Origin of the sequence: Moraxella bovoculi (assembly GCF_000988745.2) — a bacterium.
Lineage (GTDB): Bacteria > Pseudomonadota > Gammaproteobacteria > Pseudomonadales > Moraxellaceae > Moraxella > Moraxella bovoculi.
This window is the reverse complement of the sequence record NZ_CP011381.2, coordinates 1,691,586-1,718,437: the sequence shown is the minus strand read 5'-3', so window position 1 is coordinate 1,718,437 and position 26,852 is coordinate 1,691,586. Positions and strand designations below refer to the sequence as shown.

General features: G+C 44.0%; 42 protein-coding genes. 31 read left to right on the top strand and 11 right to left on the bottom strand.

Annotated features, from left to right (window positions below; translation table 11 throughout):
• Positions 1-11: 11 nt before the first annotated feature.
• A complete protein-coding gene (locus tag AAX10_RS07995) occupies positions 12-1,772 on the bottom strand; it encodes a M61 family metallopeptidase (protein ID WP_046700321.1) in 1,761 nt (586 codons plus the stop codon).
• A 216-nt stretch (positions 1,773-1,988) separates the two neighbouring features.
• Between AAX10_RS07995 and AAX10_RS07990 the strand changes: the two genes are divergently transcribed.
• Positions 1,989-2,474 carry an FKBP-type peptidyl-prolyl cis-trans isomerase gene (locus AAX10_RS07990; RefSeq protein WP_036364354.1) on the top strand — a complete coding sequence of 162 codons (486 nt, stop codon included), beginning with the start codon at positions 1,989-1,991 and terminating at the stop codon, positions 2,472-2,474.
• Positions 2,475-2,606: 132 nt separating this feature from the next.
• Here the strand turns inward: AAX10_RS07990 and AAX10_RS07985 are convergent, their stop codons facing one another.
• From AAX10_RS07985 to gatC, 8 genes are all read right to left on the bottom strand, one after another.
• Positions 2,607-3,419: an SIR2 family NAD-dependent protein deacylase gene (locus AAX10_RS07985; RefSeq protein ID WP_046700320.1), complete on the bottom strand. Its 813-nt coding sequence runs from the start codon at positions 3,417-3,419 to the stop codon at positions 2,607-2,609.
• The gene (locus AAX10_RS07980; RefSeq protein WP_046700319.1) at positions 3,376-3,621 is read right to left on the bottom strand and encodes a hypothetical protein; all 246 of its coding nucleotides are present in this window, start codon (positions 3,619-3,621) and stop codon (positions 3,376-3,378) included. Before AAX10_RS07980 ends, AAX10_RS07985 begins: the two co-directional genes overlap by 44 nt.
• 25 nt (positions 3,622-3,646) lie before the next feature.
• Positions 3,647-4,192, bottom strand: coding sequence for a hypothetical protein (locus tag AAX10_RS07975; protein ID WP_046700318.1), 546 nt, complete (start codon positions 4,190-4,192; stop codon positions 3,647-3,649).
• A gap of 52 nt (positions 4,193-4,244) precedes the next feature.
• Positions 4,245-4,640 (bottom strand): hypothetical protein, encoded by a 396-nt coding sequence (locus AAX10_RS07970; protein ID WP_046700317.1) that lies wholly within the window; start codon positions 4,638-4,640, stop codon positions 4,245-4,247.
• A gap of 186 nt (positions 4,641-4,826) precedes the next feature.
• Positions 4,827-6,296, bottom strand: coding sequence for an Asp-tRNA(Asn)/Glu-tRNA(Gln) amidotransferase subunit GatB (gatB, locus tag AAX10_RS07965; RefSeq protein ID WP_046700316.1), 1,470 nt, complete (start codon positions 6,294-6,296; stop codon positions 4,827-4,829).
• Positions 6,297-6,383: 87 nt separating this feature from the next.
• On the bottom strand, positions 6,384-6,896 hold the full coding sequence (locus AAX10_RS07960) for a GNAT family N-acetyltransferase (RefSeq protein WP_046700315.1): 513 nt from the start codon (positions 6,894-6,896) through the stop codon (positions 6,384-6,386).
• Between the two features lie 3 nt (positions 6,897-6,899).
• A complete protein-coding gene (gatA, locus tag AAX10_RS07955; protein ID WP_046700314.1) occupies positions 6,900-8,384 on the bottom strand; it encodes an Asp-tRNA(Asn)/Glu-tRNA(Gln) amidotransferase subunit GatA in 1,485 nt (494 codons plus the stop codon).
• A 75-nt stretch (positions 8,385-8,459) separates the two neighbouring features.
• Positions 8,460-8,753 carry an Asp-tRNA(Asn)/Glu-tRNA(Gln) amidotransferase subunit GatC gene (gene gatC / locus AAX10_RS07950; RefSeq protein ID WP_036364336.1) on the bottom strand — a complete coding sequence of 98 codons (294 nt, stop codon included), beginning with the start codon at positions 8,751-8,753 and terminating at the stop codon, positions 8,460-8,462.
• Between the two features lie 133 nt (positions 8,754-8,886).
• On the opposite strand from gatC, the gene AAX10_RS07945 reads away from it, so the two are divergent.
• The 30 genes from AAX10_RS07945 (at position 8,887) to rplQ (ending at position 25,364) form a co-directional block, all read left to right on the top strand.
• Complete coding sequence (locus AAX10_RS07945) at positions 8,887-9,495, top strand: Maf family protein (RefSeq protein WP_046699009.1); 609 nt, start codon at positions 8,887-8,889, stop codon at positions 9,493-9,495.
• Between the two features lie 75 nt (positions 9,496-9,570).
• The gene (locus AAX10_RS07940) at positions 9,571-11,073 is read left to right on the top strand and encodes an Rne/Rng family ribonuclease (protein WP_046700313.1); all 1,503 of its coding nucleotides are present in this window, start codon (positions 9,571-9,573) and stop codon (positions 11,071-11,073) included.
• Positions 11,074-11,572: 499 nt separating this feature from the next.
• Positions 11,573-11,884 (top strand): 30S ribosomal protein S10, encoded by a 312-nt coding sequence (gene rpsJ, locus AAX10_RS07935; protein ID WP_003656991.1) that lies wholly within the window; start codon positions 11,573-11,575, stop codon positions 11,882-11,884.
• A gap of 48 nt (positions 11,885-11,932) precedes the next feature.
• Complete coding sequence (gene rplC, locus AAX10_RS07930) at positions 11,933-12,571, top strand: 50S ribosomal protein L3 (protein ID WP_036364330.1); 639 nt, start codon at positions 11,933-11,935, stop codon at positions 12,569-12,571.
• Positions 12,572-12,585: 14 nt separating this feature from the next.
• On the top strand, positions 12,586-13,188 hold the full coding sequence (gene rplD / locus AAX10_RS07925; RefSeq protein ID WP_036364327.1) for a 50S ribosomal protein L4: 603 nt from the start codon (positions 12,586-12,588) through the stop codon (positions 13,186-13,188).
• Positions 13,185-13,514, top strand: a complete 330-nt coding sequence (gene rplW / locus AAX10_RS07920; RefSeq protein WP_036364324.1) for a 50S ribosomal protein L23 — start codon at positions 13,185-13,187, stop codon at positions 13,512-13,514. The genes rplD and rplW overlap by 4 nt, the downstream gene beginning before the upstream one ends.
• Before the next feature lie 11 nt (positions 13,515-13,525).
• Positions 13,526-14,353, top strand: a complete 828-nt coding sequence (gene rplB, locus AAX10_RS07915; protein WP_036364321.1) for a 50S ribosomal protein L2 — start codon at positions 13,526-13,528, stop codon at positions 14,351-14,353.
• Between the two features lie 12 nt (positions 14,354-14,365).
• Positions 14,366-14,641, top strand: coding sequence for a 30S ribosomal protein S19 (gene rpsS, locus AAX10_RS07910; RefSeq protein WP_036364316.1), 276 nt, complete (start codon positions 14,366-14,368; stop codon positions 14,639-14,641).
• 9 nt (positions 14,642-14,650) lie between these two features.
• A complete protein-coding gene (gene rplV / locus AAX10_RS07905; protein WP_036364312.1) occupies positions 14,651-14,980 on the top strand; it encodes a 50S ribosomal protein L22 in 330 nt (109 codons plus the stop codon).
• A 2-nt stretch (positions 14,981-14,982) separates the two neighbouring features.
• Positions 14,983-15,708: a 30S ribosomal protein S3 gene (gene rpsC / locus AAX10_RS07900; protein ID WP_046697085.1), complete on the top strand. Its 726-nt coding sequence runs from the start codon at positions 14,983-14,985 to the stop codon at positions 15,706-15,708.
• A 3-nt stretch (positions 15,709-15,711) separates the two neighbouring features.
• Positions 15,712-16,125 carry a 50S ribosomal protein L16 gene (gene rplP / locus AAX10_RS07895; RefSeq protein ID WP_029102635.1) on the top strand — a complete coding sequence of 138 codons (414 nt, stop codon included), beginning with the start codon at positions 15,712-15,714 and terminating at the stop codon, positions 16,123-16,125.
• Complete coding sequence (gene rpmC / locus AAX10_RS07890) at positions 16,125-16,322, top strand: 50S ribosomal protein L29 (RefSeq protein WP_036364307.1); 198 nt, start codon at positions 16,125-16,127, stop codon at positions 16,320-16,322. The genes rplP and rpmC overlap by 1 nt, the downstream gene beginning before the upstream one ends.
• On the top strand, positions 16,319-16,591 hold the full coding sequence (rpsQ, locus tag AAX10_RS07885) for a 30S ribosomal protein S17 (protein ID WP_036364304.1): 273 nt from the start codon (positions 16,319-16,321) through the stop codon (positions 16,589-16,591). Before rpmC ends, rpsQ begins: the two co-directional genes overlap by 4 nt.
• Positions 16,592-16,724: 133 nt before the next feature.
• On the top strand, positions 16,725-17,093 hold the full coding sequence (rplN, locus tag AAX10_RS07880) for a 50S ribosomal protein L14 (RefSeq protein ID WP_029102638.1): 369 nt from the start codon (positions 16,725-16,727) through the stop codon (positions 17,091-17,093).
• A 17-nt stretch (positions 17,094-17,110) separates the two neighbouring features.
• Entirely contained in the window at positions 17,111-17,428 is a 318-nt protein-coding gene (gene rplX / locus AAX10_RS07875) for a 50S ribosomal protein L24 (protein ID WP_036364296.1), read from the top strand.
• 20 nt (positions 17,429-17,448) lie between these two features.
• Complete coding sequence (rplE, locus tag AAX10_RS07870) at positions 17,449-17,985, top strand: 50S ribosomal protein L5 (RefSeq protein ID WP_036364294.1); 537 nt, start codon at positions 17,449-17,451, stop codon at positions 17,983-17,985.
• Positions 17,986-17,995: 10 nt separating this feature from the next.
• Positions 17,996-18,301, top strand: a complete 306-nt coding sequence (gene rpsN / locus AAX10_RS07865; RefSeq protein ID WP_036364291.1) for a 30S ribosomal protein S14 — start codon at positions 17,996-17,998, stop codon at positions 18,299-18,301.
• 11 nt (positions 18,302-18,312) lie between these two features.
• Positions 18,313-18,711: a 30S ribosomal protein S8 gene (rpsH, locus tag AAX10_RS07860; RefSeq protein WP_046698577.1), complete on the top strand. Its 399-nt coding sequence runs from the start codon at positions 18,313-18,315 to the stop codon at positions 18,709-18,711.
• 165 nt (positions 18,712-18,876) lie between these two features.
• Positions 18,877-19,410 (top strand): 50S ribosomal protein L6, encoded by a 534-nt coding sequence (gene rplF, locus AAX10_RS07855; RefSeq protein ID WP_046698576.1) that lies wholly within the window; start codon positions 18,877-18,879, stop codon positions 19,408-19,410.
• Positions 19,411-19,425: 15 nt separating this feature from the next.
• Positions 19,426-19,776: a 50S ribosomal protein L18 gene (rplR, locus tag AAX10_RS07850; RefSeq protein ID WP_036364279.1), complete on the top strand. Its 351-nt coding sequence runs from the start codon at positions 19,426-19,428 to the stop codon at positions 19,774-19,776.
• A gap of 2 nt (positions 19,777-19,778) precedes the next feature.
• Positions 19,779-20,276: a 30S ribosomal protein S5 gene (rpsE, locus tag AAX10_RS07845; RefSeq protein WP_036364276.1), complete on the top strand. Its 498-nt coding sequence runs from the start codon at positions 19,779-19,781 to the stop codon at positions 20,274-20,276.
• A 17-nt stretch (positions 20,277-20,293) separates the two neighbouring features.
• A complete protein-coding gene (gene rpmD, locus AAX10_RS07840) occupies positions 20,294-20,473 on the top strand; it encodes a 50S ribosomal protein L30 (RefSeq protein WP_046698575.1) in 180 nt (59 codons plus the stop codon).
• Complete coding sequence (gene rplO / locus AAX10_RS07835) at positions 20,473-20,913, top strand: 50S ribosomal protein L15 (protein ID WP_036364270.1); 441 nt, start codon at positions 20,473-20,475, stop codon at positions 20,911-20,913. Before rpmD ends, rplO begins: the two co-directional genes overlap by 1 nt.
• A gap of 88 nt (positions 20,914-21,001) precedes the next feature.
• Positions 21,002-22,264 (top strand): preprotein translocase subunit SecY, encoded by a 1,263-nt coding sequence (gene secY / locus AAX10_RS07830; RefSeq protein WP_476737669.1) that lies wholly within the window; start codon positions 21,002-21,004, stop codon positions 22,262-22,264.
• 22 nt (positions 22,265-22,286) lie between these two features.
• Entirely contained in the window at positions 22,287-22,403 is a 117-nt protein-coding gene (gene rpmJ / locus AAX10_RS07825; protein WP_036364264.1) for a 50S ribosomal protein L36, read from the top strand.
• A 129-nt stretch (positions 22,404-22,532) separates the two neighbouring features.
• Positions 22,533-22,889 carry a 30S ribosomal protein S13 gene (gene rpsM, locus AAX10_RS07820; RefSeq protein ID WP_036364261.1) on the top strand — a complete coding sequence of 119 codons (357 nt, stop codon included), beginning with the start codon at positions 22,533-22,535 and terminating at the stop codon, positions 22,887-22,889.
• A 20-nt stretch (positions 22,890-22,909) separates the two neighbouring features.
• Positions 22,910-23,302: a 30S ribosomal protein S11 gene (rpsK, locus tag AAX10_RS07815; protein WP_036364258.1), complete on the top strand. Its 393-nt coding sequence runs from the start codon at positions 22,910-22,912 to the stop codon at positions 23,300-23,302.
• A 12-nt stretch (positions 23,303-23,314) separates the two neighbouring features.
• On the top strand, positions 23,315-23,956 hold the full coding sequence (gene rpsD, locus AAX10_RS07810) for a 30S ribosomal protein S4 (RefSeq protein ID WP_036364254.1): 642 nt from the start codon (positions 23,315-23,317) through the stop codon (positions 23,954-23,956).
• A 26-nt stretch (positions 23,957-23,982) separates the two neighbouring features.
• The gene (locus tag AAX10_RS07805) at positions 23,983-24,987 is read left to right on the top strand and encodes a DNA-directed RNA polymerase subunit alpha (RefSeq protein ID WP_036364251.1); all 1,005 of its coding nucleotides are present in this window, start codon (positions 23,983-23,985) and stop codon (positions 24,985-24,987) included.
• A gap of 17 nt (positions 24,988-25,004) precedes the next feature.
• Entirely contained in the window at positions 25,005-25,364 is a 360-nt protein-coding gene (rplQ, locus tag AAX10_RS07800) for a 50S ribosomal protein L17 (protein WP_036364248.1), read from the top strand.
• Positions 25,365-25,427: 63 nt separating this feature from the next.
• On the opposite strand, the gene AAX10_RS07795 is transcribed toward rplQ, so the two are convergent.
• Both AAX10_RS07795 and AAX10_RS07790 read right to left on the bottom strand, forming a co-directional pair.
• Positions 25,428-25,988 (bottom strand): Sua5/YciO/YrdC/YwlC family protein, encoded by a 561-nt coding sequence (locus AAX10_RS07795; RefSeq protein ID WP_036364245.1) that lies wholly within the window; start codon positions 25,986-25,988, stop codon positions 25,428-25,430.
• Positions 25,985-26,728, bottom strand: a complete 744-nt coding sequence (locus tag AAX10_RS07790; protein ID WP_080947116.1) for an elongation factor P hydroxylase — start codon at positions 26,726-26,728, stop codon at positions 25,985-25,987. Before AAX10_RS07790 ends, AAX10_RS07795 begins: the two co-directional genes overlap by 4 nt.
• Positions 26,729-26,852: the final 124 nt, after the last annotated feature.

The window sequence follows — 26,852 nt, the reverse complement described above, 5'->3', positions numbered from 1 at the left end:
TAAGCTTTAAATTAGTTTAGCCAGATGCTATCAGTGTTATCAACCAAGCTTACCTGTCGGTATTCAAATGATCCACCATGCACATTAAATGTCATGAGCTCATCTCGGCGGAATGCATGAACGACGACGGGCTTGTCATCATGATTTTGACGCTTCGTGGTGGATTCGATGAGTTTTTGACTTGCTTTTAAGCCGTCGATGGCGACGATGACATCATTGGCGGACAGACCTGCCTTACTGGCTGGGCTTTGGCGGATGAGATGCTTGATTTTGATACCGCTTGGCAGCTCTTCTGTCGTCATACCCCAGGCTCTGTGTTGAGCTGTGGCGGTGATTTCAATGCCAAACTCTGCCAGTATCTCTTCAATGGGTAATGATTGGCGACCGATGACATAATCATCAAAAAACACCTGCCACACATCACACCCGATCATATCGCCAACCACCTTACCAAGATTCTCATGTGTCATGCCAAAGCGACGATTGTCCTGCTCGAGTGCCTTGGCATAGAAGGCTCTGACGACATCGAATAAGCGATATTTGCCATCGGAGTGTTTTAGTAGGGTAAGATCCAGCAGCAGGGCGATGAGCGCGCCTTTATTGTAGTAGCTTACGCCTTGGTTGGTGGAGTTCTCGTCGGGTCGATAGAGCTTAATCCATGCATCAAAGCTGGATTCAGCGACGCTTTGTAAATCGCGACCAGCGGTCTGATAGTAGCGATTAATCTGTGCAGCGAGCAGTTTTAGGTAGGACGCTTTATCAATCACGCCCGAACGCAGCAGCATCAGATCATCGATATAGCTGGTAAATCCTTCAAAGACCCATAATAATGGCGAAGGCGCTTCGGTTTGTAATTGTGAATCCATCATCACGTCAGGGCGTACTGTTTTTACCCACCATGCGTGAAAATACTCATGGCTGCACAGCCCTAGATAGCGCTGATAATCACCACTTGGGATTATGCCTTCATGAGTGCTCGGCAGGTCGGTACGTGGACTAACCAACGCGGTAGAATTGATGTGCTCAAGACCGCCATAATCTGAACCTGTCACCATGGTCATGAAGGTATAATCTTCAAATGGCGCGCTGCCCAGTTGGTCTAGGTAGGCTTGGCAAATTCTTTGAATGTCTTGTTGTAGGCGTGGCAGGTGCCCATGATGCTTGCCCGCGATAAAAAAACGATGCGGCAGGTCTTTACCGTCATTGTCTGTGATCGTAAAGGCAAATTCATCCTGAATACTGATTTCAAATGGATAATCATAGCTATCAAAGGCGGCTACAGGCTCTAAATGGTAGGTCTTGCCAAAAGCATCATCAGCGCAAGTATGCTTTAGGCCGCAGGCGAGTGTCGCGTTGGGATTGAGTGCATAAAAAGCGTTTGGCACATGCAGTGAGATGTTTGCGCCATCGCTCTCTTGTCCTGTTGGAACGACGAGCAGCGAACTAAAGTTCCCAAACAAGCGCGTATTATCCAAGAATGCTGTGCGCACCGACAGATCGTGACAATACACTTCATAATGTACATCGACGACATCGCCTGCCTTAATGTGGGTGAGTTCATAAGTATTCTTTGAGCGCTTAACGGCATCAAGTCGTTTATCATCATGATCGTACTGTACGAGTGTGATGTTTTTGCTAAACTCGCGAATCAGATAGCTGCCTGCAATCCATGTCGGCAGCCATAATGTTGGTGCGCCTACCCGCGCCTTAAAGTTAAGATGAATATCGACAAGATGCTCATTAAATCTAGTAAAATCAACAATATATTTCATATTTTTCCTGTGCACGTTTATTAATTTATCGGCGCCATTATCATATCATTAATCCATCATTTAACCAAATAACAGATGATTGGACCGTTATGATGGATTTGAATGTTTTTTGTAACATCAGCAACATCAGCCAAAAATTCTGTTATAATGAAACTCATGTTATCGCGATTGGAGTGCCAACGCGTACATTCATTCATCAAAAATAGGAATGCTCTTATGACAACCATCACAAAAGATTCTGTGGTTCAATTTAACTACACACTAACCAACGATCAAGGCGAGACATTGGATCAATCTCGTGGCACGCCACTTGCATATCTACACGGTCACCACAACATTATCCCAGGCCTAGAAGCTCAAATGGAAGGCAAGTCTGCTGGCGATAAATTCGTTGCGACCATCGCGCCAGAAGATGCGTACGGTGAATACATCGCAGAAGCGGTGCAATCTGTGCCACGCGCGAACTTCCAAGGTGTGGATAATATCGAAGTGGGCATGCAATTTCAATCACAGACTGATGACGGTCATGTGATGTTGGTTACTGTTAAAGAAGTGACTGACGAAGAAGTTGTGGTTGATGGTAACCACCCATTGGCAGGTCAGGCATTGACTTTTGATGTTGAGATCGTAGAAGTGCGCGCAGCGACCGCTGATGAGATCGCACACGGCCACGCACACGGCGAAGGCGGTCATCATCACTGATTGATGATTAATAAAAAAGACCCTGATTTATTGGGGTCTTTTTTATTAATTTAATTCAAAGGATTTGATCTGGGTTATTATATCTTCACAGTTTTATGAACTGTCAAAGTCATACGTACATTTTACACAATATCAATCATTGGCATTCAACGCCCGCCAAATCTCATCTACCTCATGTATGCCCGCCATACCAAGCCCAATACCGCCTTGGGGCGTGGCGGGCTCTCGCAGGTTAATGCGAATCAGACGTGGGGCAAAGCCATCGCCAAAGCGTCTAACCGTCGGGATTGCTGTTCCTGCTCCAATCTCAATGACAACAGGATTTTGGTGGGTTGTCAAAAACTTGTGCAGGCGGGTTTCTTGCTCGTCCGTGCGATGAGATTGCCAAGCAAAGTCGCCAAACATCAAAATATTAGGACGCGCCAACCCGCCACAGTCAGGGCAAGTGGGTAGCTCCCCAAGCCACTCGCATTTGTCATTGCCAATCACAGGCGTTAAGTCGTCCGCCGTCCAAATTTTATCAGAGCAGGGTATGACACATTGCAGATGATGAATAGAGCCGTGACATTCATAAACCTTGTCAGCGTCAAACCCTGCCTTGATAAATTGCCCATCCACGTTGCTGGTAAAGACAAAATAAGGCAAATCAAGGCGGTCAGCAAGTGCCAATAACTCACCAAAGCCTGCGTGGGGCGTGGTGGCTTTGTACAGTGCCAAACGGTGTCCATAAAATCCCCAAGCAAGGCGTGGATTTTGGGCGAAGGCTTGGGGGTTGGCGATGGTGGTAAAGTCCATCTGCCGTCTGCCAAGCTCGGGATAGGCTTGCCACATACCGGTATTGCCCCGAAAATCAGGCAAGCCAGAATCCACGCTCATGCCTGCTCCTGCGGTGATGAGTAGGCTATCGGCGGATTGAAGCAGGGTTTTGATGGTGGGATTTTTCATCCTCTTTTATGGTAAAAAATTCATCAATCAACCGCTCGTTTTTATCAAAATACAAGCGATAATCCGCCACCGCTAAATTTTGGTAAGTGATTTGACAAGTTGTCAAGATCGTTGGTGCTGAATTTAAGGTGGGATTAATATGATATTCATCAATTTGCCAATCTTTTTCTACTTGGTCAAATTTATAAGGAAATTCCGCCATAAACCATTTATCATTACCATTTTGTTTAAATAAATGGGTTAAATGGGTATTGGTAAGGGTTAATAATTGGGTGTGGTTTGATTGCATTTATTAACGACCAATGAATAGGATTTCCTGTTTCAATGGACGCTTTGGCGAGTTGGGTTAATGATTGTAAGATACAATCAAAATCCCTCTGTCTTTCTGGGACATTCTTTAATTTGCATAATTCTTTTAATGGTGGCTCTGCTAATTTTGGCGGTATAATGTCTTCATTTACTGTTGGTAAATATTGGTATAATATCGGATAATCATCTTTATAAGTTTTAATAAAGTTTTTAAATTTATTCATTGTAGGAATATTGGCTACATCTTGATTGGATAAGTACATATTTCTATGAGTACACGCTATTTCTACCCAATCATAGAAATCAATAAAAATGTCTTGCGATTTTTCTTGGTTATTTTCTAATTCTTTTGGTAAATAAATATATAAACCACATTCATCATATTTTATAAAATCGGCAAAATAGGGTTTTGGAATTTTATCGTCTTGAAAACAGCGACAATGTACAAAAGCGCCATAACTCATTTTTTTGTCCTTATATTTTTGGTGGTAAGGTATGTATTACGCACCAGTTTTACTACCTACTTTCTCGCACCCATAAAAAATGAATATTTTCGCCTTTATCTATCCAAAATATCAATTTGGATAACTCGTCAATCGGGTCTTGTATTTGGTCTAAAATAGCACTTCTAAATTTTTCTTGGTTTAATTCAAAGGTGTAAATTTTATCAATTTCATTTAGTTTTTCTAGTTGCCCGTTTAAAATTTGTTGTAATGAATGATGGTTATTGGTTTGATTTTCTGAATTTTGAATTTCTTGAATGGCTTCGTTGATATAATTGCTTAATTTTAATGGATAACCTTCCTTAAATCTATAATAATCAAACCAAGTGGGTGATGATTGTAAAAATTTTTCACAAGATTTAAGAATAAGATAAATGTTGGTTTCTAAATCAAAACGATAGCAATTCATTTGGCAATAGACAATTTAGCCACTATCGTTATAATTTGTTATCTCATTGGAGCGATATATTTTTAAAAAACTTTCTGAAAGATGGAGTTCTGGTTTCTTAAAATTCTGAGTAAATTTGTAATATCAATCATCGTTATTCCCATAAATAAAACCCCAAACACCGACCGATATTTGGGGCTTATTATCCTACCCAATCAACTTCTTCAACAATTCATTGACTTGTGCAGGATTTGCCTTGCCACGACTTGCTTTCATTACTTGTCCGACCAGTCCATTAAAGGCTTTTTCTTTTCCGCCTTTATATTCATCAACCATTGCTTGATTATTAGCAAGCACTTCTTTAATAATGGCTTCAATCGCCCCTGTATCGGTCTCTTGTTTTAGCCCTTTTTCATCGATAATCTCATCGGCAGATTTGTCGGACTCCCACAGATAGCCAAACACTTCTTTGGCGATTTTACCGCTAATGGTGTTATCCAAAATGCGAGCAATTAGCCCCGCCAGGCGTTCGGCAGAGATTGGTGATTTGTCAATGGTTAGCTCATTTTTATTGAGTGAACCTGACAGCTCGCCCATGACCCAGTTTGCCCCGATTTTGGCATTATTTTTGCCAATGATTTCAACCACTTGCAAGAAATAATCCGACAGCTCACGGCTACCATTTAGCACGTTAGCATCATAAGCGGTCAAGCCAAATTCATTGGCAAATCGCTCTTTACGCACGCTCGGTAGCTCTGGCATGTCGGCACGCACTTTGGCAAGCGTCTCATCAGAGATAACGACAGGCAACAGGTCGGGGTCTGGGAAGTAGCGGTAATCGTTGGCTTCTTCTTTGGTACGCATGGCACGGGTTTCGTCTTTTTCAGGGTCGTAAAGCCTTGTGGCTTGCACGACTTTTCCGCCGTCTTCGATGACGTCAATTTGCCGTTCAATTTCGGATTTAATGGCTCGCTCAATAAAGCGGAACGAGTTTAGGTTTTTGAGCTCACAGCGAGTGCCAAGAGGCGTGTTTGGCTTGTGTACAGACACGTTGATGTCGGCACGGAAAGAGCCTTCTGCCATAATCGCATCCGAGATGCCAAGCCATGTAACCAGCTCATGAATGGTCTTGACATAGGCAACCGCTTCGCCCACCGAACGCATATCAGGTTCAGAGACGATTTCGATGAGTGGCGTACCAGCACGGTTTAAATCCACGCCTGTCATCTGTGGCACGGCATCGTGGACGGATTTGCCAGCGTCTTCTTCTAGGTGGGCTCGTGTGATACCGATACGTTTGGTGTATTCGTCTTTTTGCCCTGCGTTTACAAGGATGTCAATATAGCCACGTCCGACAATGGGGTTTGCCATTTGCGTGATTTGATAGCCTTTGGGTAGGTCGGGGTAGAAGTAGTTTTTGCGGTCAAAGGTGTTATATGTGCCAAGCTCGGCATTGACACCCATGCCAAATTTTAAGGCACGCTCAATCACGCCTTCATTTAGCACAGGCAACGCCCCTGGAAAGCCCAAATCCACTATGGTGGCTTGGGTGTTTGGCTCTTGCCCAAAGGCGGTGGGGGCGTTTGAAAAGATTTTGCTGTCGGTGTTTAATTGGCAATGGATTTCAATACCAATCACGACTTCATAGCCGTCAATTAGGGGGGCTTGTTGGGTCATAATGTGTTCTCTTTTAATATAGGGTGCATACCTTGCACCAATCAATTCGGGTAAGTCATCAGATGCTCGGAGTTACTCAGCATCTCACTACTGTGATCCCTTAACTCTTGCCATGTAATAAGCATCAACAAATTCGCCATTTCTAAACGCAAATTTCTTGGCTTCACCTTCAATATCAAAGCCAAATTTGCGATAAAGTTCTATGGCGTGCTCGTTATCGGTATAGACAGTTAATTCTATGCGCTGAAGATTGAGCCAATTATCCACAAGATCAATCACCTGCTGCATGAGTTGATTGCCGACGCCCATGCGCCAGAATTCTTCCTTAACTGCGATGATAAGCTCGCCTGTATGTTGTCTGCGTGGGCTACTGGCGACAGTCAGGGCGGCATTGCCGATAATTTGATAATCGTCATCGGTATCCATCAGAGCCACAAAAGAATGCACGTTGCTAGGAATGTTCGCCAATCGTTTCTCCCAGGTGTGTAGGGGTTGATTGGGCAGATTCAGCATTTGGCAGGCGACTTGTTCTTGGCGGTATAGATCGTATAAGCCTTGAAAGTCGTAATTTTCTGTCGCTCGGATGGTTACTTGGATCATGGATTATCCTTGCTTTGCGATGCCAGATAATTCTGTGTGAAAATCAGTATGCGACTGATAGGCGTGCGCTGTCTGTAGTAGCTCACTTTCTGCCCAATGCTTACCGATCAGCTGTAAGCCGACAGGTAGGCCGTTCGCTTGTCCCACAGGGTGCGATAGGGCGGGCAGACCTGCCAAGTTCACGCCGATGGTATATACGTCACCAAGATAGATGCTGGCAGGGTCTAAGTTCTCACCCAGCTTATAGGCGGTGGTCGGTGCAGTAGGGCTTGCGATGATGTCGCATTTTTCAAACGCCTTTTTAAAGTCGTCCACGATAAGACGGCGAACCTTTTGGGCTTTGGTATAATAAGCGTCAAAATACCCTGCCGATAGTGCATACGTTCCCATGATAATACGGCGCTGAACTTCAGTACCAAAGCCTTCAGAGCGGCTGCGCGTATATAGATCGATCAGATCTTTTGGATCTTCGCAGCGATAACCAAAGCGCACACCGTCATAGCGAGACAGGTTTGAGCTGGCTTCGGCAGGGGCGAGCAGATAATAAGTGGCAAGCGTTACGGCAGGGTCGGTGATGTCCACTTCCACGATTTGGGCCCCCAGCTCTTCATATTTGGCTAGGGCGGTGCGAATGGATTTTTCTACTTCACTATCAAGACCTGCCCCAAAATACGCCTTTGCCACGCCGATTTTTTTGCCTGCTAGGGGTTTGCCGTCTGTTTTTGTCGCCAAAATGTCCGCCACATAATCTTCGGTGGGGCGGTTGATGGATGTTGCGTCTTTGGGGTCGTGTCCTGTCATCGGGGAAAGCAGGTAGGCACAGTCTAGGGCGGATTTGCCAAATGTGCCTGCTTGATCAAGGCTTGACGCATAAGCAATCATGCCATAGCGAGACACACGTCCATAGGTGGGCTTGATGCCTGTGATACCACAGAAGCTGGCAGGTTGGCGAATAGAGCCACCTGTATCCGAGCCTGTCGCCACAGGGATGAACCCACTGGCGACCGCTGCCGCAGATCCGCCTGATGAACCACCTGGTACGCGAGCGGCGTCCCAAGGGTTGTGTACCGCCCCAAAATACGAGCTTTCGTTGTCCGAACCCATGGCAAATTCGTCCATGTTGAGCTTGCCTAGGCTGACAAATCCAGCGTTGGCGATGTTCTCAACGACCGTAGCATCATAAGGCGCGACGAAATGATGCAGCATCTTGGAGCCTGCGGTGGTCAGTACGCCTTTAGTGCATAGGTTGTCTTTGTGAGCCATTGGCACACCAAGCAGGGGGCGGGTGTCGCCATCTGCGCGCAGTTTGTCGGCAGCTTTGGCGGCGTTTAACGCTTGTTCTTGAGTGGCGGTAACAAAGCTGTTAATTTGTCCATCTAGCTTCTCGATGCGTGATAATAGGTGTGTGGTAATATCAACACTGCTAAAATCTTTATTTGCCAAGCCTTTGACGATGGCGTCAACGCTTAATTCGTGTAGTTGTGTCATGAGTTACTCTATTTTATAAGCTTTCTAGCTATTTTATAGTTAGGTGGTTTGGGGTTAATTTGGTGTAGATTAAGATCACTCGATTACTTGTGGTACGAGGTACAGACCGTCTTGTGCATTGGGCGCGACGGCTTGGAATGCGTCTCTATCGATGTTGGGGTTGGCAACATCGGCACGCAGTTCTTGGCAGGCTTCATGAATATTTGCCAGGGGCTTGATGTCATCAGTATTAACGGCTGATAGTGTGTCCATCATGGCCAGAATTTTGCCGATGTCGCTGGCATAGTCAGATGCTAGGTTTTCATCGATCGCCAGACGTGATAGCTTGGCGGCATTTAGAATGTCGCTACTGGATAATGTATCGCTCATAGATTGCCCTTATCTTACAATGAATAAAAAATTGAAATCATAAATGGTGTTAATTGTAGCATATCTTAGTAATTGACAAAATCACTAATCAAGGATAAGTTAGGTGTTTTTGTTAAAGAATGAGGGTTTTGGCATGATACAGGTAATCTTGGCATCGACTTCGCCGCGTCGTCGAGAGTTGTTATCGGTTGCAGGCGTGGAATTTGAGGTGATGGCGGCGGACATTGATGAGACTTGGCAGACTGGTGAGAGCGCCAAAGAGTACATTATTAGAATGGTGCAGAATAAGGCAGTGCGCGCAGCTTCGATATTAAGTGATGACGGTAATCGAACTCAGAATCCTGCCATGATCATCACAGCAGATACCATTGGTGTCATCGATGATGAGGTGCTAACCAAGCCCATCAATAAGGCAGATGCCTTCGACATGTGGCAAAAAATGTCAGGCAGGGCGCACGAGGTATGGACAGCCGTCTGTGTTAGCATCGTTGAAGATGGCGCAATCAGACATAAAAAGCATATTATTTGTTCAACGCAAGTACATTTTATACCGCTGACAGACGAGATGAAAGAGCGCTATTGGCAGACGGGTGAACCAGCTGATAAGGCGGGTGCATATGCTATCCAAGGCGGCGCGATGGCATGGGTTGAACGTATTGATGGAAGCTATACGAATGTGGTGGGCTTGCCATTGTCACAGACTCTGGCATTGATGAATGAAATGCAAGCTCATGTTGAATGATTGTCTTTGATATGATGAAGCTTGCATCTGTAAGGAATTTAACTTACTATGATAGATTTGCGCTGTTAAATTATTATGGCTAATGAGATTTTAATTAATCATTGCTCGCTAGAGTCGCGTGTGGCGCTCATCATTGATGATGTGGTGAGTGAGATTTTTATTGAAAGATGCCAAGATGTGAGCTTGGTTGGTAATATTTATCTAGGCACGGTGGTGCGAGTGTTGCCAGGGATGCAGGCGGCATTTGTGGAGATTGGACGTGAGCGCACGGCGTTCTTGCACATAGATGACATGCAAAAAGCTGCACCGATGGATAAGCCAAATCAGCCCAAACCAAAAGCAAGTCCAGATGATTTGATTGAGCGCAGACTGTATCAAGGTGAGCGAATCTTGGTTCAGGTTATCAAAGATGAGCTGGGCACTAAAGGTGCACGCCTAACCACGAATATCTCGCTGCCGAGTCGTTATTTGGTGTACTTGCCTGATGATGACAACTATGTCGGTGTCTCCACTCGTCTCAGTGATCAGAAGGAGCGCAATCGCCTTAGAGGTGAGTTGGCTACATTGATACAGGCGCTTAATTTTAAAGGCGGCTTGATCGCCCGCACCGCGGCTGAGCATATCGCACAGGCTAAGCTAGAAGAAGATGTTTATTATCTGCTTCAGCTGTGGCGCACCATACTAGCGCGTACATCATCTGCCAAGCTTCGTAAAGCCAAGCATGAGCTTGTTTATCAAGAGCCATCGCTATCACTTCGCTGCATTCGTGACTTGGCGAATGAACATACTGCCAGCATTGTGGTTGATTGTGAGATAGTTTATAGGGAGCTACGTGCATTTGCAGATGAATTCATGCCAGCCATCACTGATAAGATTCATCACTACACGGATAATACGCCGTTATTTCATGTACGCGGCGTGGAGAGTGCCTTAAATGACGCGCTGATAAAGCGTGTTGATTTGTTATCAGGGGGCTATCTCATCATTGAACAGACCGAAGCGATGACGACCATTGACGTCAATACAGGCTCCTACGTAGGTAAGCGATCATTAGAAGAGACGGTATATAAGACAAACCTAGAAGCGGCACAGTCCATTGCTCATCAGGTTCGTCTGCGTAATCTGGGCGGTATCATTATTCTAGACTTCATCGACATGGATAAGTCATCTCACCGAGATGCGGTATTAGAAGCTCTGCAGAGTGCGCTAGAGAATGACCCTGCGCGCATTAAAATCACAGGTGTCAGTGAGCTTGGATTGGTTGAGATGACGCGAAAGCGCACACGCGAAAGCTTATCTCAGCAGCTGTGTGAGCCTTGCCCGGTGTGCGCAGGAAAAGGCATAATTAAAAGCAAAGATACCATTGCATTTGATATCATCAGACGATTATTGCAGCTAGCAAGCCAAACTACGAAAGTCAATAACTTTACAATCATTGCTAGTCAGGTCATGACGGACTATCTAAAGGATAATCAAATAGACACAATAAACGATATCATTGAACTAACCAATGCTACGATACAATTTAAAATTAGTCAGCATTACCACCAAGAACAGTATGAGGTCATTTTTGATTGATTTTATCAATAAAAAATGTTATTATATTTAAATAAATTGATAAGAGATGAATAAATTATCCCACGACGGTGCATAAAAATAGTACGTTTTTTGAGCGAAATTGCGCCGAAGAATATTTTGTAAAAATATTGTAATTTATTCATAAAAACTTAATAAAAGCCTTGCATTCATCCTATTTTGATGTATAATATGGGTTCATTATGTTTTAGCGTTGCGCTTTTTAATCCGCTGTGTCGTGATTGAAAAGAACAAAATTTGATAAAAATTGGTTCTCTACAATAACGATAGAGAATTTAAAAAGGACAACGCCACAGCCGAAGCATCGTTTTTGGCACTATAACAACACCCCTGCTGTCTAGCCATTTGTGCATGACGGGTAGGGATTGGATTATTTTGTCTAAAGCCTAGCTTTCGGCAAAAGATTATGAAAATGGTATAGCTGAAGTCATCTTTTGATGATGGAAGTTTTATAAAGCACTTAATTTAGGAGCTTGTTGGCATGGCTAACCAGAGAATCCGTATCCGACTAAAGTCTTTTGACCATCGTCTGATTGACCAGTCGGCACAAGAGATTGTCGATACTGCAAAGCGCACAGGCGCACAAGTTTGTGGACCTGTTCCCTTGCCGACTCGTATTGAGCGGTTCAACGTATTGACATCACCACACGTCAACAAAGACGCTCGCGACCAGTACGAAATTCGCACCCACAAGCGCATGATTGACATCGTACAGCCTACCGACAAAACTGTCGATGCGCTGATGAAGCTTGATCTAGCGGCCGGTGTTGATGTTCAAATCGCCCTAGGCTAATTGAACGACTGGTTTAATATAAACGATTATTAAAGTAAGAGGTCTAAAATGGCGATTGGTTTAGTCGGTAAAAAATGCGGCATGACCCGAGTCTTCACTGAAGCAGGCGTATCTATCCCTGTAACAGTGGTTGAGGTTGACGCAAACCGCATCTCGCAAATCAAAACAGTAGACACCGATGGCTATAGCGCAATCCAAGTAACCACTGGCGTGCGTCGTGACAGCCGTGTGACTGCTGCTCAAAAAGGACACTTCGCAAAAGCTGGCGTAGCCGCTGGTCGTGGTGTTTGGGAATTCCGTGCAGACGAGAGCGAACTAGAAGGTCGCGAAGTTGGCGCAAACATTTTGGCAGACCTATTTGAAGTTGGTCAGTTAGTTGATGTAACTGGTCAATCTAAAGGTAAAGGTTTCCAAGGTGGTGTTAAGCGTCACAACTTCCGTACTCAAGACGCAACTCACGGTAACTCTGTATCGCATCGTGTACTTGGTTCTACTGGTCAAAACCAGACACCAGGTAAAGTATTTAAAGGCAAAAAGATGCCAGGTCAAATGGGTAACAAGCGTGTTACTGTTCAAGGCCTTGAAATCGTGTCTGTTGATGCTGAAAAAGGTGTACTGGTCATCAAAGGCGCGCTTCCAGGTGCTAATGGTGGCGATGTTATCGTACGTCCGTCAGTCAAAGCCTAGTAAAGGGGATTAACGTGAATTTAAAAACTGTTACAGGTGCGGCGGTTGAACTTTCAGAGATCACATTTGGTCGTGAGTTCAATGAAGCCTTGGTACACCAAGTAGTAACTGCTTACCTAGCTGGCGCTCGTCAAGGTACTCGTGCACAAAAAACTCGTGGCGAAGTATCAGGCGGTGGTAAAAAACCATGGCGTCAAAAAGGTACTGGTCGCGCTCGTGCTGGCTCTATCCGTAGCCCGATTTGGGTTGGTGGTGGTCGTGCATTCGCAGCAAAACCACAAGACTGGTCTCAAAAAGTAAACCGTAAAATGTACCGCGGTGCAATGCAGTGTATTCTAGCTGAGCTAGTACGTCAAGAGCGTCTAGTATTGGTTGATGATATTGCTGTAGATAGCCCAAAAACTAAAGGCCTAGTTGCAAAACTGGCTGAACTAAATGCACCACGTGCACTTATCGTAACTCATGAAGTTGACGAAAACTTGTATTTGGCTGCACGTAACATTCCACACGTGAATGTACTTGGTACTCGTGAAGTTGATCCAGTTAGCTTGGTTTCTTTTGATAAAGTTATCATGACTGTTGAAGCTGCCAAACAATTTGAGGAGACACTAGCATGAGTAACGCAAGATTGTATCAAGTGCTAAAAGCACCTGTATTCTCTGAAAAATCTCAACGTCTAGGCGATAGCCTTGGTGTACAAGTTTTCAAAGTTGACAGCAATGCTACTAAGCGTGAGATCAAACAAGCAGTTGAACTAATGTTTGAAGGTGTTGAAGTTGTTAAAGTAAACACTTTGAATACTAAAGGTAAAACTAAGCGTTTTGGTCGCGTAGTTGGTAAGCGTTCAGACGTGAAAAAAGCGTATGTAACCCTAAAAGCAGGTTCAGACGTACAAATCGGTGCTGGTGAAGAAGTCACTAGTGAAACAGCGACTAACGAATAAGGACTAGAATCATGCCTATCGTAAAAGCAAAACCTACGTCACCAGGTCGCCGCTTTGTTGAAAAAGTAGTGCATCCACACCTTTATAAAGGTCGTCCTTATGCACCGCTTGTTGAATCAAAAGCTAAAACTGGTGGTCGTAACAACAACGGCCGTATCACTACCCGTCATATCGGTGGTGGTCACAAGCAACACTATCGTCTGATTGACTTTAAACGCAATAAAGACGGCATCATTGCAACTGTTGAACGCATTGAATACGATCCAAACCGTACCGCGCACATCGCACTATTGAAGTACGCAGATGGTGAGCGTCGCTATATCATTGCACCTAAAAAATTGGCTGTAGGCGATCAGGTTCAATCTGGTGAGGGTTCTCCAATCCGCCCAGGTAACTGCTTGCCACTTAAAAATATCCCAGTGGGTACTGTTATTCACAACATCGAACTAAAAATTGGCAAAGGCGCGCAAATCGCTCGTTCTGCTGGTGCAGCGGTTCAATTGTTGGGTCGTGACGGTGCTTATGTGATCGTTCGTTTGCGTTCTGGCGAAACTCGTCGTATCCACGCAAACTGCCGCGCGGTTATTGGTGAAGTTTCTAACACTGAAAATAACCTAAAATCACTTGGTAAAGCAGGTGCAGCGCGCTGGCGTGGCGTTCGTCCTACCGTTCGTGGTACCGCGATGAACCCGATTGATCACCCGCATGGTGGTGGTGAAGGACGTAACTTTGGTAAACATCCAACCAGTCCTTGGGGTCAGAAAGCTAAGGGTCTTAAGACTCGTTCTAACAAGCGTACTGACAGTATGATCATCCGTCGCCGTCGTGCCAAGAAATAAAGGAAAAGTTTCATGCCTCGTTCATTGAAAAAAGGTCCATTTATCGATGCGCATTTGTTTGCTAAGGTTGAAGACGCTCTAGAAAGCAACAACCGCAAGCCGATCAAAACTTGGTCTCGTCGCTCGATGATTCTACCACAAATGGTAGGTCTAACCATTTCAGTTCACAATGGCCGTACTCACGTGCCAGTTATCGTGAATGAGCAAATGGTTGGCCATAAACTTGGTGAATTCGCTCCGACCCGTTCGTATCGTGGTCACGGCGTTGATAAGAAATCTAAGAGATAAGGTGCTACCATGGAAGTAACTGCAAAATTACGTGGTGCCGCTATTTCGGCACAAAAAGTAAGATTGGTTGCGGACGAAGTTCGTGGTAAGCCAATTGAGCGCGCTTTAGACATCTTGACTTTCAGCAACAAAAAAGGTGCTAAATTGGTCAAAAAATGCCTACAATCAGCAATTGCTAACGCTGAGCACAACAACGGTCTAGATATTGACACACTGCGTGTATCTACCATCTACGTTGATGAAGGCATCACTTTGAAGCGTATTATGCCCCGTGCCAAGGGTCGTGCTGACCGTATCAGCAAGCGCACTTGTCACATCACTGTTAAAGTAGGAGCATAATCATGGGTCAAAAAGTTCATCCTATTGGTATTCGCTTGGGCGTTATCAAAAAGCACAATGCAAACTGGTATGCAAACCCAAAGCAATACTCAGAGTATTTGCTAAACGACTTTAAAGTACGTGACTTCTTGCGCAATAAGCTAAAAGAAGCAATGGTAAGCAACATCAGCATCGAGCGTCCTACTGGCGCAGCTAAAATTACCATCCATTCAGCACGTCCTGGTGTGATCATTGGTAAGCAAGGCGCTGACATCGAAGCACTTCAAAAAGAACTTACCAAAATCATGGGTGTTCCTGCACAAGTGAACATTCAAGAGATCACTCAACCTGACCTAGATGCTCGTCTAGTAGCTGTTGGCATCGCTAACCAGCTAGAGCGTCGTGTGATGTTCCGTCGTGCGATGAAACGTGCTGTGCAAAACAGCATGCGTTCAGGCGCTCAAGGTATTAAAGTTGAGCTATCTGGTCGTCTAGGCGGTGCTGAAATCGCTCGTACTGAGTGGTATCGTGAAGGTCGTGTACCTCTACATACGCTTCGTGCTGACATCGATTACGCAGAAGTGCGTGCAGAAACTACTTACGGTACTATCGGTGTTAAAGTTTGGATTTTCCGTGGTGAGATTCTAGACGGCATGAACAGCGCCTACAACCCAGTGGTTGAAGAGAAGGCTCGTGCACCAAAACGCCGTGGCCGTACCAACAACCGTCGTAATTCAGACAAGGGGTAAGCTATGTTGCAACCAAAACGTACCAAATTCCGTAAAATGCACAAAGGTCGTAACACTGGCCTTGCCCAACGTGGTAACACTGTTGCATTTGGCGAAATTGGTCTAAAATCTATCGGTCGTGGTCGTATGACTGCTCGTCAAATTGAAGCAGCTCGTCGTACTATCACTCGTCGCATTAAGCGTGGCGGTAAGATCTGGATTCGTGTTTTCCCAGATAAACCTATTACCGAAAAACCATTGGAAGTTCGTATGGGTAAAGGTAAAGGTCCAGTAGAATACTGGGTAGCTGAAATCAAGCCAGGCAAAATGCTTTACGAAATCCAAGGTGTTAGCGAAGAATTGGCGCGTGAAGCTCTAACTCTAGCGTCAGCGAAGCTACCTTTCAAAACGACTATTGTTAAACGGACGGTTATGTAATGAAAACCAACGAATTACGCGAAAAATCAGTAGAAGAGTTGGCTCAATTGCTTGACGAAAAGCAGCTTGATGCATTCCGTCTGCGTATGGCAAAAGCTACGGGTCAGCTAGGCAACACTCACGAAGTTAAAGCAAATCGTCGTACGATTGCAAAAATCTTAACTTTGATTAACGAAAAACAAAGAGGCGACGCATGAGCGAGAACACCCAAACTCAAGAAGTTGGCGTTGTAACTGGTAAAGTAATCAGCAACAAGATGGACAAGTCTATCACCGTTCTGGTTGAGCGCCAAATTCGCCACCCAGTGTATGGCAAACAAATTCGCCGTTCTACTAAGCTTAAAGCTCATGACGAGAACAATGTTTGTCAAGAAGGCGATATCGTTCGTATCAAAGAAACTCGTCCTATCTCAAAGACCAAAACTTGGACTTTAGTAGACGTGGTTGAGACTGCGGTAAAAATTTAAGTTATTTGCATTAAAAGTCATTTGCTAGTATAATGTACGTCTTTTTAGATGTTCATCCACTAAATATGTGCAAATATGGCGCATATTTAGTGGCGAATGGCTTTTATTGCTTTATTTATTATGGAGTAATGCGATGATTCAGACTGAAACAATGCTGGAAGTTGCAGATAACAGTGGTGCAAGACGTGTACAGTGCATTAAAGTACTGGGTGGCTCGCATCGTCGTTACGCATCAGTTGGCGACATTATCAAGGTAACGGTTAAAGAAGCCATTCCTCGTGGTCGTGTTAAAAAAGGCGACGTGATGAATGCGGTCGTTGTACGTACCAAAAAAGGCGTACGTCGTCCAGATGGTTCTGTACTACGTTTTGATGACAACGCGGCAGTTATTCTAAACAATAACAAAGCCCCGATTGCAACTCGTATTTTTGGACCTGTTACCCGTGAACTACGTGGTGAACAATTCATGAAAATTGTTTCACTAGCACCAGAAGTACTGTAACCTTTTAGAGGCATCCTATGGCAAAGTTACGCAAAGGCGATACCGTGGTTGTGATTGCTGGCAAAGATAAAGGCAAGCAAGGCGCAATTTTGGCGGTTAAAGCAGACCGTGTAAAAGTTGAAGGCATTAACATTGTAACTAAACACCAAAAACCTAATCAAATGCTAGGTAAAGAAGGTGGCATCGTTAAGCAAGAAGCATTTTTACATATTTCAAACGTTGCGATTTATAACGCAGCAACCCAAAAGGCAGATCGTATTGCTTACCAAGTAAACGAAGAGGGCAAAAAAGTCCGTATCTATCGTTCTACTGGTGAAGTAGTGGCGACTGCATAAGAGACTAAGGGTATATAGTAATGGCAAGATTAAAATCTTTATACAATGACCAGCTAAAGCAAAAAATCAAAGATGAGCTTGGCTTGGAAAATGTTATGCAAGTGCCAAGAATCACCAAAATCACTCTAAACATGGGTGTTGGTGGCGCGGCACAAGATAAAAAACTACTTGAAGGCGCATTAGCAGATATGACTGCAATCGCTGGTCAAAAACCAGTAGTAACCAAAGCACGCAAATCAGTGGCAGGCTTCAAAATCCGTGAAGAATGGCCAATCGGTTGCAAAGTTACACTACGTGGCGAACAGATGTACGAATTCCTAGATCGTCTTATTGCCATTGCGATTCCTCGTATTCGTGACTTCCGTGGTTTTTCAGCAAAAGCATTTGATGGCCGTGGCAATTATTCGCTAGGCATCAAAGAGCAGATCGTTTTCCCAGAAGTTGATTTTGATAAAATCGATCGTATCCGTGGTTTGGACATTACCATCACTACCACTGCTGCTGACGATGATCAAGGTCGTGCATTGCTAAAAGCATTCGGCTTCCCATTCAGATAAGGTAAACGTTATGGCTAAGAAAAGCATGATTAATCGCGAATTAAAGCGCGAAAAAACAGTTGCTAAGTACGCCGAAAAGCGTGCAGAGCTAAAAGCAATAATCAGCGACATCAATGCAAGTGATGAAGATCGTCTAGATGCAATGCTAGCACTTCAATCACTACCACGCAACTCTTCTCCAGTGCGCCTGCGTAACCGCTGTGGCCTAACTGGTCGTCCGCATGGTTATTTCCGCAAATTTGGTTTATCACGTAATAAACTACGTGAGCGCGTAATGCAAGGTGATGTACCTGGCGTTCGTAAAGCAAGCTGGTAAGGAGTATCGCAATGAGTATGCAAGATCCTGTTGCCGATATGCTAACCCGCATCCGCAACGCACAATCAAGAAACAAACCATCAGTATCAATGCCTGCTTCTAAGCTACGTAAATCTATCGCTGACCTTTTGGTTGACGAAGGTTATGTGACTAGCGCAGAAGTAAGTGAAGTTGAGAATGGTAAAAAAGTTTTGACTATCGAGTTGAAATACTACCAAGGTAAAGGCGTTATCGAAGAATTGAAACGCTATAGCCGTCCTGGTCTACGTCAATACCGTGGTAAAGATGAACTTCCAAGCGTAAAAAAAGGCTTGGGTGTTGCCATCATCTCTACCAGTAAAGGCATCATGAGTGACCGTGCCGCTCGTACCGCTGGTATCGGTGGCGAAGTAATTGCGCTAGTTGCTTAAGATCCAACTAGTTAAGTTACAAAAAGATGAAATCCTTGGTTTACGCCAAGGATTTTTTTTGTTATAATAGCGTGCTTTTCTAATTAGCTATCAAATACTGATTAGAAAATCATTGTTTCACTGCCATCAATTCGATGGTTTTTATTATCATTAAAGGAAATTCCTATGTCTCGTGTGGCTAAAGCCCCAGTAACGTTGCCTGCTGGCACTAGCGTTACTTTGAACGGTCAGCAGGTTGAAGTTAAAGGCAAGAATGGTTCTTTGTCTTTACGCCTGCATGATTTGGTCGAGCTAAAACAAGAAGAAGGTGTTGTTACGCTTTCTCCTGTTGCTGATACCAAAGAAGCGTGGATGCATACCGGCACAGTTCGCGCATTGATCAATAACATGGTTCAAGGTGTGAGCAACGGTTTTGAGCGTCGCCTACAACTTATCGGTGTTGGTTATCGTGCACAAGTTGCAGGTAATAAAGTAAACCTAAACCTAGGTTTTTCACACCCAATCGAATATACGCTACCTGAAGGTGTAACCGCAGAAAGCCCAAGTCAAACTGAAATCGTTCTAAAATCAAGCGATAAGCAGAAACTTGGTCAAGCAGCTGCAAAAATTCGTAGTTTCCGTCCACCAGAGCCTTATAAAGGTAAAGGTGTTCGCTACAGCGATGAAGTGGTTCTTCGTAAAGAAGCTAAGAAAAAATAAGTAAGGTGAGCAAACATGTTCGATAAAAAATCAGCTCGTCTTCGCCGAGCGAAAAAAACCCGTGCACACATCCGTCACCTAGGTGTAAACCGTTTGACCGTGACTCGCACTCCACGTCATATCTATGCTCAAGTTATCTCGCCAACAGGCGGTGTTGTTGTTGCTCAAGCTTCAACTCTTGATGCTAGCCTACGTTCTGGCGCTACTGGTAACGTTGAAGCAGCAAAAGCTGTTGGTGCGTTGATTGCAGAGCGTGCGAAAGCTGCGGGTATCACTAAGGTTGCATTTGACCGTAGTGGTTTTAAATATCATGGCCGTGTTAAAGCACTAGCTGACGCTGCTCGTGAAAATGGATTGGAGTTCTAATCATGGCAAAAGTTGAACAAACTGACGGTTTGGTGGAAAAATTGGTTGCCGTCGACCGTGTTGCAAAAGTTGTTAAAGGCGGTCGTATCTTCTCTTTCACCGCATTGACAGTTGTTGGTGATGGTAATGGTCGTGTAGGTTTTGGTCGTGGTAAAGCACGTGAAGTGCCTGCTGCTATCCAAAAAGCTCTTGAAGCTGCTAAGCGTAATATGATTACTGTTGAGCTTGCTGGCACAACACTACAACACCCTATTAATGCTCGTCACGGTGCATCAAAAGTATATATGCAACCTGCCTCAGAAGGTACTGGTGTAATTGCTGGTGGTGCAATGCGTGCTGTTCTTGAAGTTGCTGGCGTTCAAAACGTATTGGCAAAATGCTACGGCTCAACCAATGCAGCTAATGTTGTACAAGCAACTTTTAAAGGTTTGCGTGATATGGTTTCTCCTGAGCAAGTTGCAGCGAAACGTGGCAAATCTGTAGAAGAAATTTTGGGCTAAGAAGTAGGTAAGTTACGATGAAAACAATCAAAGTTACTCAAATAAAATCGAGTAGCCATCGCTTAGCAAGCCACAAAGCTTGCCTAAAAGGCCTAGGGCTACGTCGTATCGGTCATACCGTAGAAGTTGAAGATACTCCTTCAGTTCGCGGTATGGTAAATCGTGTAAATTACATGGTTAAAGTGGAGGAAGCGTAATGGGTCTTCGTTTAAATGAACTTGCACCAGCATTGGGTGCAAAAAAGACAGCTCAGCGTCGCGGCCGTGGTATCGGTTCTGGTCTAGGTAAGACTGGTGGCCGTGGTGTTAAAGGTCAAACTTCACGTTCAGGCTCAAGCATCCCAGCAGGTTTTGAAGGCGGTCAAATGCCTATCTATCGCCGTTTGCCAAAATTTGGTTTTACTAGCCAGATGGCGCTTACTACTGCTGAAGTACGTCTTTCTGAATTGAACAAGATTGATGGCGATGTTGTCAGTGTTGAGTCTCTAAAAGCAGCTAACATCATTCGTGGTGACATGAAGCGTGCTCGTATCATCCTATCTGGTGAAATTACTCGTGCCCTTACTTTCAAAGGCGTAAAAGTAACTAAAGGTGCAAAACAAGCAATCGAAGCTGCCGGCGGTAGCGTCGAGGAGTAGTGTCGTGTCAAAGCAATCAGCGTCTAAATCAGGCATTCCATTAAATCCGTTTGTATTTATTCGTAAATATGATGAATTATGGAATCGTATGCTCTTTTTAATTGGGGCGTTGATTGTTTACCGTCTAGGGTCGCACATTCCTGTGCCTGGGATGAACCCGATCCGTCTGGCAGAATTCTTTAAAGCTGGCGAGAATACCTTTTTAGGTATGTTTAACATGTTCTCAGGTGGTTCACTTGAGCGTATGTCGATCATGGCTTTAGGTATCATGCCATATATTTCAGCATCGATTGTGGTGCAGATGATGTCGGTGGTGGTTCCATCCTTAGAGGCGCTCAAAAAAGAGGGTGAGGCAGGGCGTAGAACGCTTAATAAGTACACTCGTCAAGGTGCTTTAGCCCTTGCATTTGTGCAAGCGATTGGTATGTCTGCAGGTCTTATTTCACAAAACCTAACCCTTTCTACAGGATTAAGTTTTTATATTCCTGCAGTTACTTCCTTAGTCGCTGGTGCCATGTTCTTAATGTGGCTTGGTGAGCAAATTACTGAGCGTGGCATTGGTAATGGCATCTCAATGCTAATACTTGCGAGTATTGTAGCGAGTGCACCAGGAATGATTGGTGGTATGTTTGCCAGCAATACAGGCGGTAGTAAAGAGCTATTAACTGCATTTATCTTTATCCTTTTGGGTGTTGCTGTTACTGCAGCGATTGTATTCATTGAGCGAGCTCAGCGTCGTGTGCCTGTCAACTATGCTCAAAAGCAGCAAGAGGGTCGTAAGGTTTATGCGCAGCAGCAATCTCACTTGCCGTTAAAAATTAATATGGCAGGTGTTATTCCAGCTATTTTTGCCAGCTCTTTGCTTATGCTGCCAGCCAGTCTTGGTCATTTATCAGTACCAACTGGGAATCCAACGACTTTCCAAAGCATCATTCAAAATATGACTTTGGTATTGCAGCCGGGTCAGCCGTTGTATCTTTTAATTTTTGGTGCACTAATCATTTTCTTCTGTTATTTCTATACAGCTTTAATGTTTAACCCAAAAGAAGTGGCTGAGAACCTAAAGCGTAGCGGCGCTTACATCCCTGGCATTCGCCCTGGACAACAGACAAAACGTTACTTAGACTTTGTTTTAAATCGCCTAACTTTCATTGGTGCCATGTACATGGCGATCATCTGCTTGATGCCAATGGTTGTACAGTCATGGTTTGGTAATCAAGCCTTGCCTTTAGGTGGTACCTCTTTGTTGATCATGGTTGTTGTATTGATGGACTTTATTGCACAAATTCAAGCACATTTGATGACCCATCAATATCATGATCAAACGTTAATTAAAGCACCAAATAACTAATGGTGCATCATAGGAGCATGACATGAAAGTTCAAGCATCAGTTAAAAAGATTTGCGGCAGCTGTAAGATCGTTCGTCGCAAAGGCAAAGTTCTTGTAATCTGCAGTTCAGAACCACGCCACAAACAACGTCAAGGTTAATTTTACAAATTAATACTTGCAAATTAGTAGCGGATAATGTATTATCCGCTACTTGCCATGCTGTTGTTATTTACAACAGTAGAGTAAACTTAGCAAATGCCATGCATTTGTGCTAATGGAGAGAAATCAATGGCTCGTATTGCCGGTGTAAACATTCCGGACAACAAACACGCAGTGATTTCACTAACTTATATTTTTGGTATCGGTCGTACTACCGCTAAGCAAATTCTTGCTGCTGTTGGTATCAACGAAACTACCAAAATTGGTCAGTTAGATGATGCACAGCTAGATGCTGTCCGTGCAGAAGTTGCAAATTACGCTACCGAAGGTGACCTTCGCCGCGAAATTTCAATGAACATCAAGCGTTTGGTCGATTTGGGTTGCTACCGTGGTCTTCGCCACCGTCGTGGTCTACCTGTAAATGGTCAACGTACAAAAACTAACGCGCGTACCCGTAAAGGTCCACGCAAAGCAATTAAAAAGTAACTAATTTAGGAAGCTAAAAGATGGCAAAAGACACTCGTAGCCGCAAAAAAGTGGCACGTCGTTCGGTATCTGAAGGTATCGCCCATATTCATGCGTCTTTTAATAACACCATTGTAACCATTACCGATCGTCAAGGTAATGCATTGGCTTGGGCCACCTCAGGTGGACAAGGCTTCCGTGGTTCACGTAAATCAACGCCTTTCGCTGCACAGGTTGCTGCTGAAGTTGCTGGTAAAGCAGCTCAAGAAACCTATGGTGTAAAAAATGTTGATGTCTTGGTTAAAGGTCCAGGACCAGGTCGTGAGTCTGCGGTTCGTGCATTAGGTGCATTGGGTTATAAAATTAACAGCATCAGCGATGTAACACCAATTCCACACAACGGCTGCCGCCCACCTAAGAAGCGCCGCGTTTAAGGAGAAAGACACATGGCCCGTTATATTGGTCCAAAACTAAAATTGTCACGTCGTGAAGGTACTGACCTGCAACTAAAATCAGGCGTTAAGCCTTATGATGTGAAAACTAAAAAAGCAAGTCGTGCGCCTGGTCAGCATGGCAACAGCCAAAACAAAACTTCTGAATACGCTTCACAGCTTCGTGAAAAGCAAAAAGTAAAACGTATGTACGGTGTACTTGAGCGTCAATTCTCTAACTACTATAAAGAAGCTGCTCGTATGCGTGGCGCAACAGGTGAAAACCTGCTTGGTATGCTAGAGCGTCGTTTGGATAACGTTGTTTATCGTATGGGTTTTGGTGCTACTCGTGCAGAAGCTCGCCAGTTGGTCAGCCATCGTGCAATTCTGCTAAAAAAAGCAGGTCGTGATGAGTTTGTTCGTGTGAACATTCCTTCAATCCAAGTTCAAGATGGCGACGTAATTGCTGTTCATGAGAAATCTAAGGAACAACTACGTATTAAAAACGCTGTTGAGCTAGCGACACAACGTGGTATTCCAGAATGGCTAGAAGTTGATCACAGCAAACTTCAAGGTACTTTCAAGACTGCTCCAGAACGTAGTGAATTACCTGCTGAAATCAACGAAAGCTTGATTGTTGAGCTATATTCTAAATAATCCGAATTAATCATCGAGGTGACACTATGACAAATGCAACTGAGTTTCTAACACCTAGCGCCATTCACGTTGATGCGGTTAATGAAACGACTGCTAAGGTCACGCTCGAGCCGTTAGAACGTGGCTTTGGGCATACGCTAGGCAATGCTCTTCGCCGCATCTTGCTTTCTTCATTGTCTGGCGCTGCCGTCATCGAAGCAGAGATTGAAGGTGTTGATCATGAGTATTCAACACTTGAAGGTCTGCAAGAAGACGTGATGGATTTGCTATTAAACCTGAAGGGTTTAGCAATCACTTTGCACGATCAGAATGAAGCATATTTGACTTTGGATAAGCAGGGCGCAGGTATTGTTACTGCTTCTGACCTAGAGTTGCCACATAATGTAGAAATCGCTAATCCTGAATTGGTGCTTGGTACATTAAGTGAGCGCGGCCATCTAAAAATGCGCCTACGTGTTGTAACTGGTCGTGGCTACGAGCCTGCCAATCAACGTCGTGAAGATGCTAGCTCAAAAACAATTGGTCGTCTAAAGCTTGATGCAAGCTTTAGCCCAATTCTACGTGTGGCATATGATGTTGAGAATGCTCGTGTTGAGCAACGTACTGATCTTGACAAGCTAATTATTGAGCTTGAAACTAACGGTACGATTGACCCTGAAGAAGCGATTCGTAAAGCAGCAACTATTCTTCAACAGCAAATCGCAATCTTTGTTGATTTGGAAGCTGAGGAAGTCGTTGAGCCTGTCAAAGAAAAAGAAGAGATTGATCCTGTGCTGCTACGTCCAGTGGATGATCTTGAACTAACGGTTCGCTCAGCAAACTGCTTGAAAGCTGAAAACATTTATTATATTGGCGATTTGGTACAGCGTTCTGAAACTGAACTGCTTAAGACCCCAAATCTTGGTAAGAAATCATTGACTGAAATTAAAGATGTTCTTGCATCTAAAGGTCTTGAACTTGGAATGCGCTTAGAAACTTGGCCACCAAGCGACCTACGAGTTGATGATCGCTTTTCTTATCGTAGCCGTTAATTTAAAGGATACTGACCATGCGACATCGTAACAGTGGCGTTAAGCTGGGTCGCACCAGCAGCCATCGTAAGGCAATGTTCCAAAACATGACTAACTCTCTGTTTGAACATGAGCTAATAAAGACCACTTTGGTTAAAGCAAAAGAGCTACGCCGTGTAGCTGAGCCTTTGATCACTTTGGCAAAAGAAGACAGCGTTGCCAACCGCCGTTTGGCGTTTGACCGCACTCGTAACAAGGCTATCGTTGGTAAATTATTCAACGAACTTGGCCCTCGTTACCAAACTCGCCCAGGTGGCTACCTGCGCATCATTAAGTGTGGCTATCGCGATGGCGATAACGCGCCGATGGCTTATGTTGAGTTGGTGGATCGCCCATAATTTATGGTGATTTAGACTCAATAAAACCCCGATTCCTATCGGGGTTTTTTATTTTTCTAAAACCTACAAGTCAGAAAGATCTAATACCTCATGATCTATTGTATTAATGACATCAACATTAACCAACACATCAATTTGACCATCTGGTAGATCCTCAATGTCATAAGGTGAGCTTACTTCTATGGTTTCATCATCAAGTTTATGAATGACCACTGTATCGTCAAGTAATTCAAGCAATGCCAGCAATGGCTCATATGCCGTGATATGAATACCGATGTTTTTATTTTTTGGATTTATAAGGTATTTGGGTGTTTGTTTGCTAGACGGTAGGATGAATTGATTCCCTTGACTGCTGTTTTTGATGATGCGGAACTGTTCGTCGTTAATGTCGGCATGGGCTGACGCATTGCTGATACTTCGGCAAACAATCACATACTGATCTTTTTGTTTAACGGCGGGTATTTTTGAAACCTTTGCCAATGCATCTTTAGCAGAGATGTGCGTTAATAGCATGTAGCCGATTTCGGTAGGGTATGCGACGATCTGCCCGTTTTGGAGTGCTTGTTTAATTTGCTCTAGTAGTCTTGGCTGAGGGTTTTTTGGATGTAGATAAATTGTATTCATGGCTGTCCTTTTTGATTGGGCAATTGAAATTTTTGACAGATTATTAAAAACATCCATATAAGCCGACGAGCATCTCTTGGTAGCTTGTCAGGATGGTTAAGATATTGATTGGCCCGCTCATACACATCATGGGCAAAAGTACTTTTTGTTGTATCAAAATCAGCGTTTAGATTATCCTGCGATACATAAAAATATCGCCCACAGGCTTGATTGAGTAGGCATTCTATCGCCTGCGGTTTGATTTCTACTTGTTCAAAGATGGCTTGAGTCTGCTCATCACGGCCGTCAGATTCATACCAATAGCCAAAATCATTAAGTGTGCGTCGATGCTTGCCTGCGATACACCAATGGCTGATCTCATGCAAGGCGCTGGCAAAGAATCCATGGGCAAATTCAATGCGTGCAGGGCTTCCTGCTTCGCTTGGGAAATATTCGGGTTCGTTTTCGCCTCGCAACAGTATGGTCGGCACGATATCAATGTTTTTTTGATTAAACATTTGGTTGAATAGTTTCATGAGCCAATCTGTCAGTGCATCATCATCGTTATGATCGATATTCTGCCATGTGTCACGAAAATTACCTAAGTCTCTGGCGGTGAAATTTTGGGTGATTTTTTTGATGTCATCTTGATCTGACAGTAACTTGAATAGATTTTGCCAAAGATTGAAAACGTGATTTTTGTTGTTATTCTGATTAAGTGCAAGGTCTGGTGAGAGATCGTAAAATGAAATGAAAGTCATGATTATTGAATTGCAAATTTTTTGTATTATAGCATTATTTGTCCCTGTAAGAGAAATCTGATGATGGGTTAATAAGCTCATACAAAATAGCCGTGAAAATATTTCTAATTTATGAAATAATACG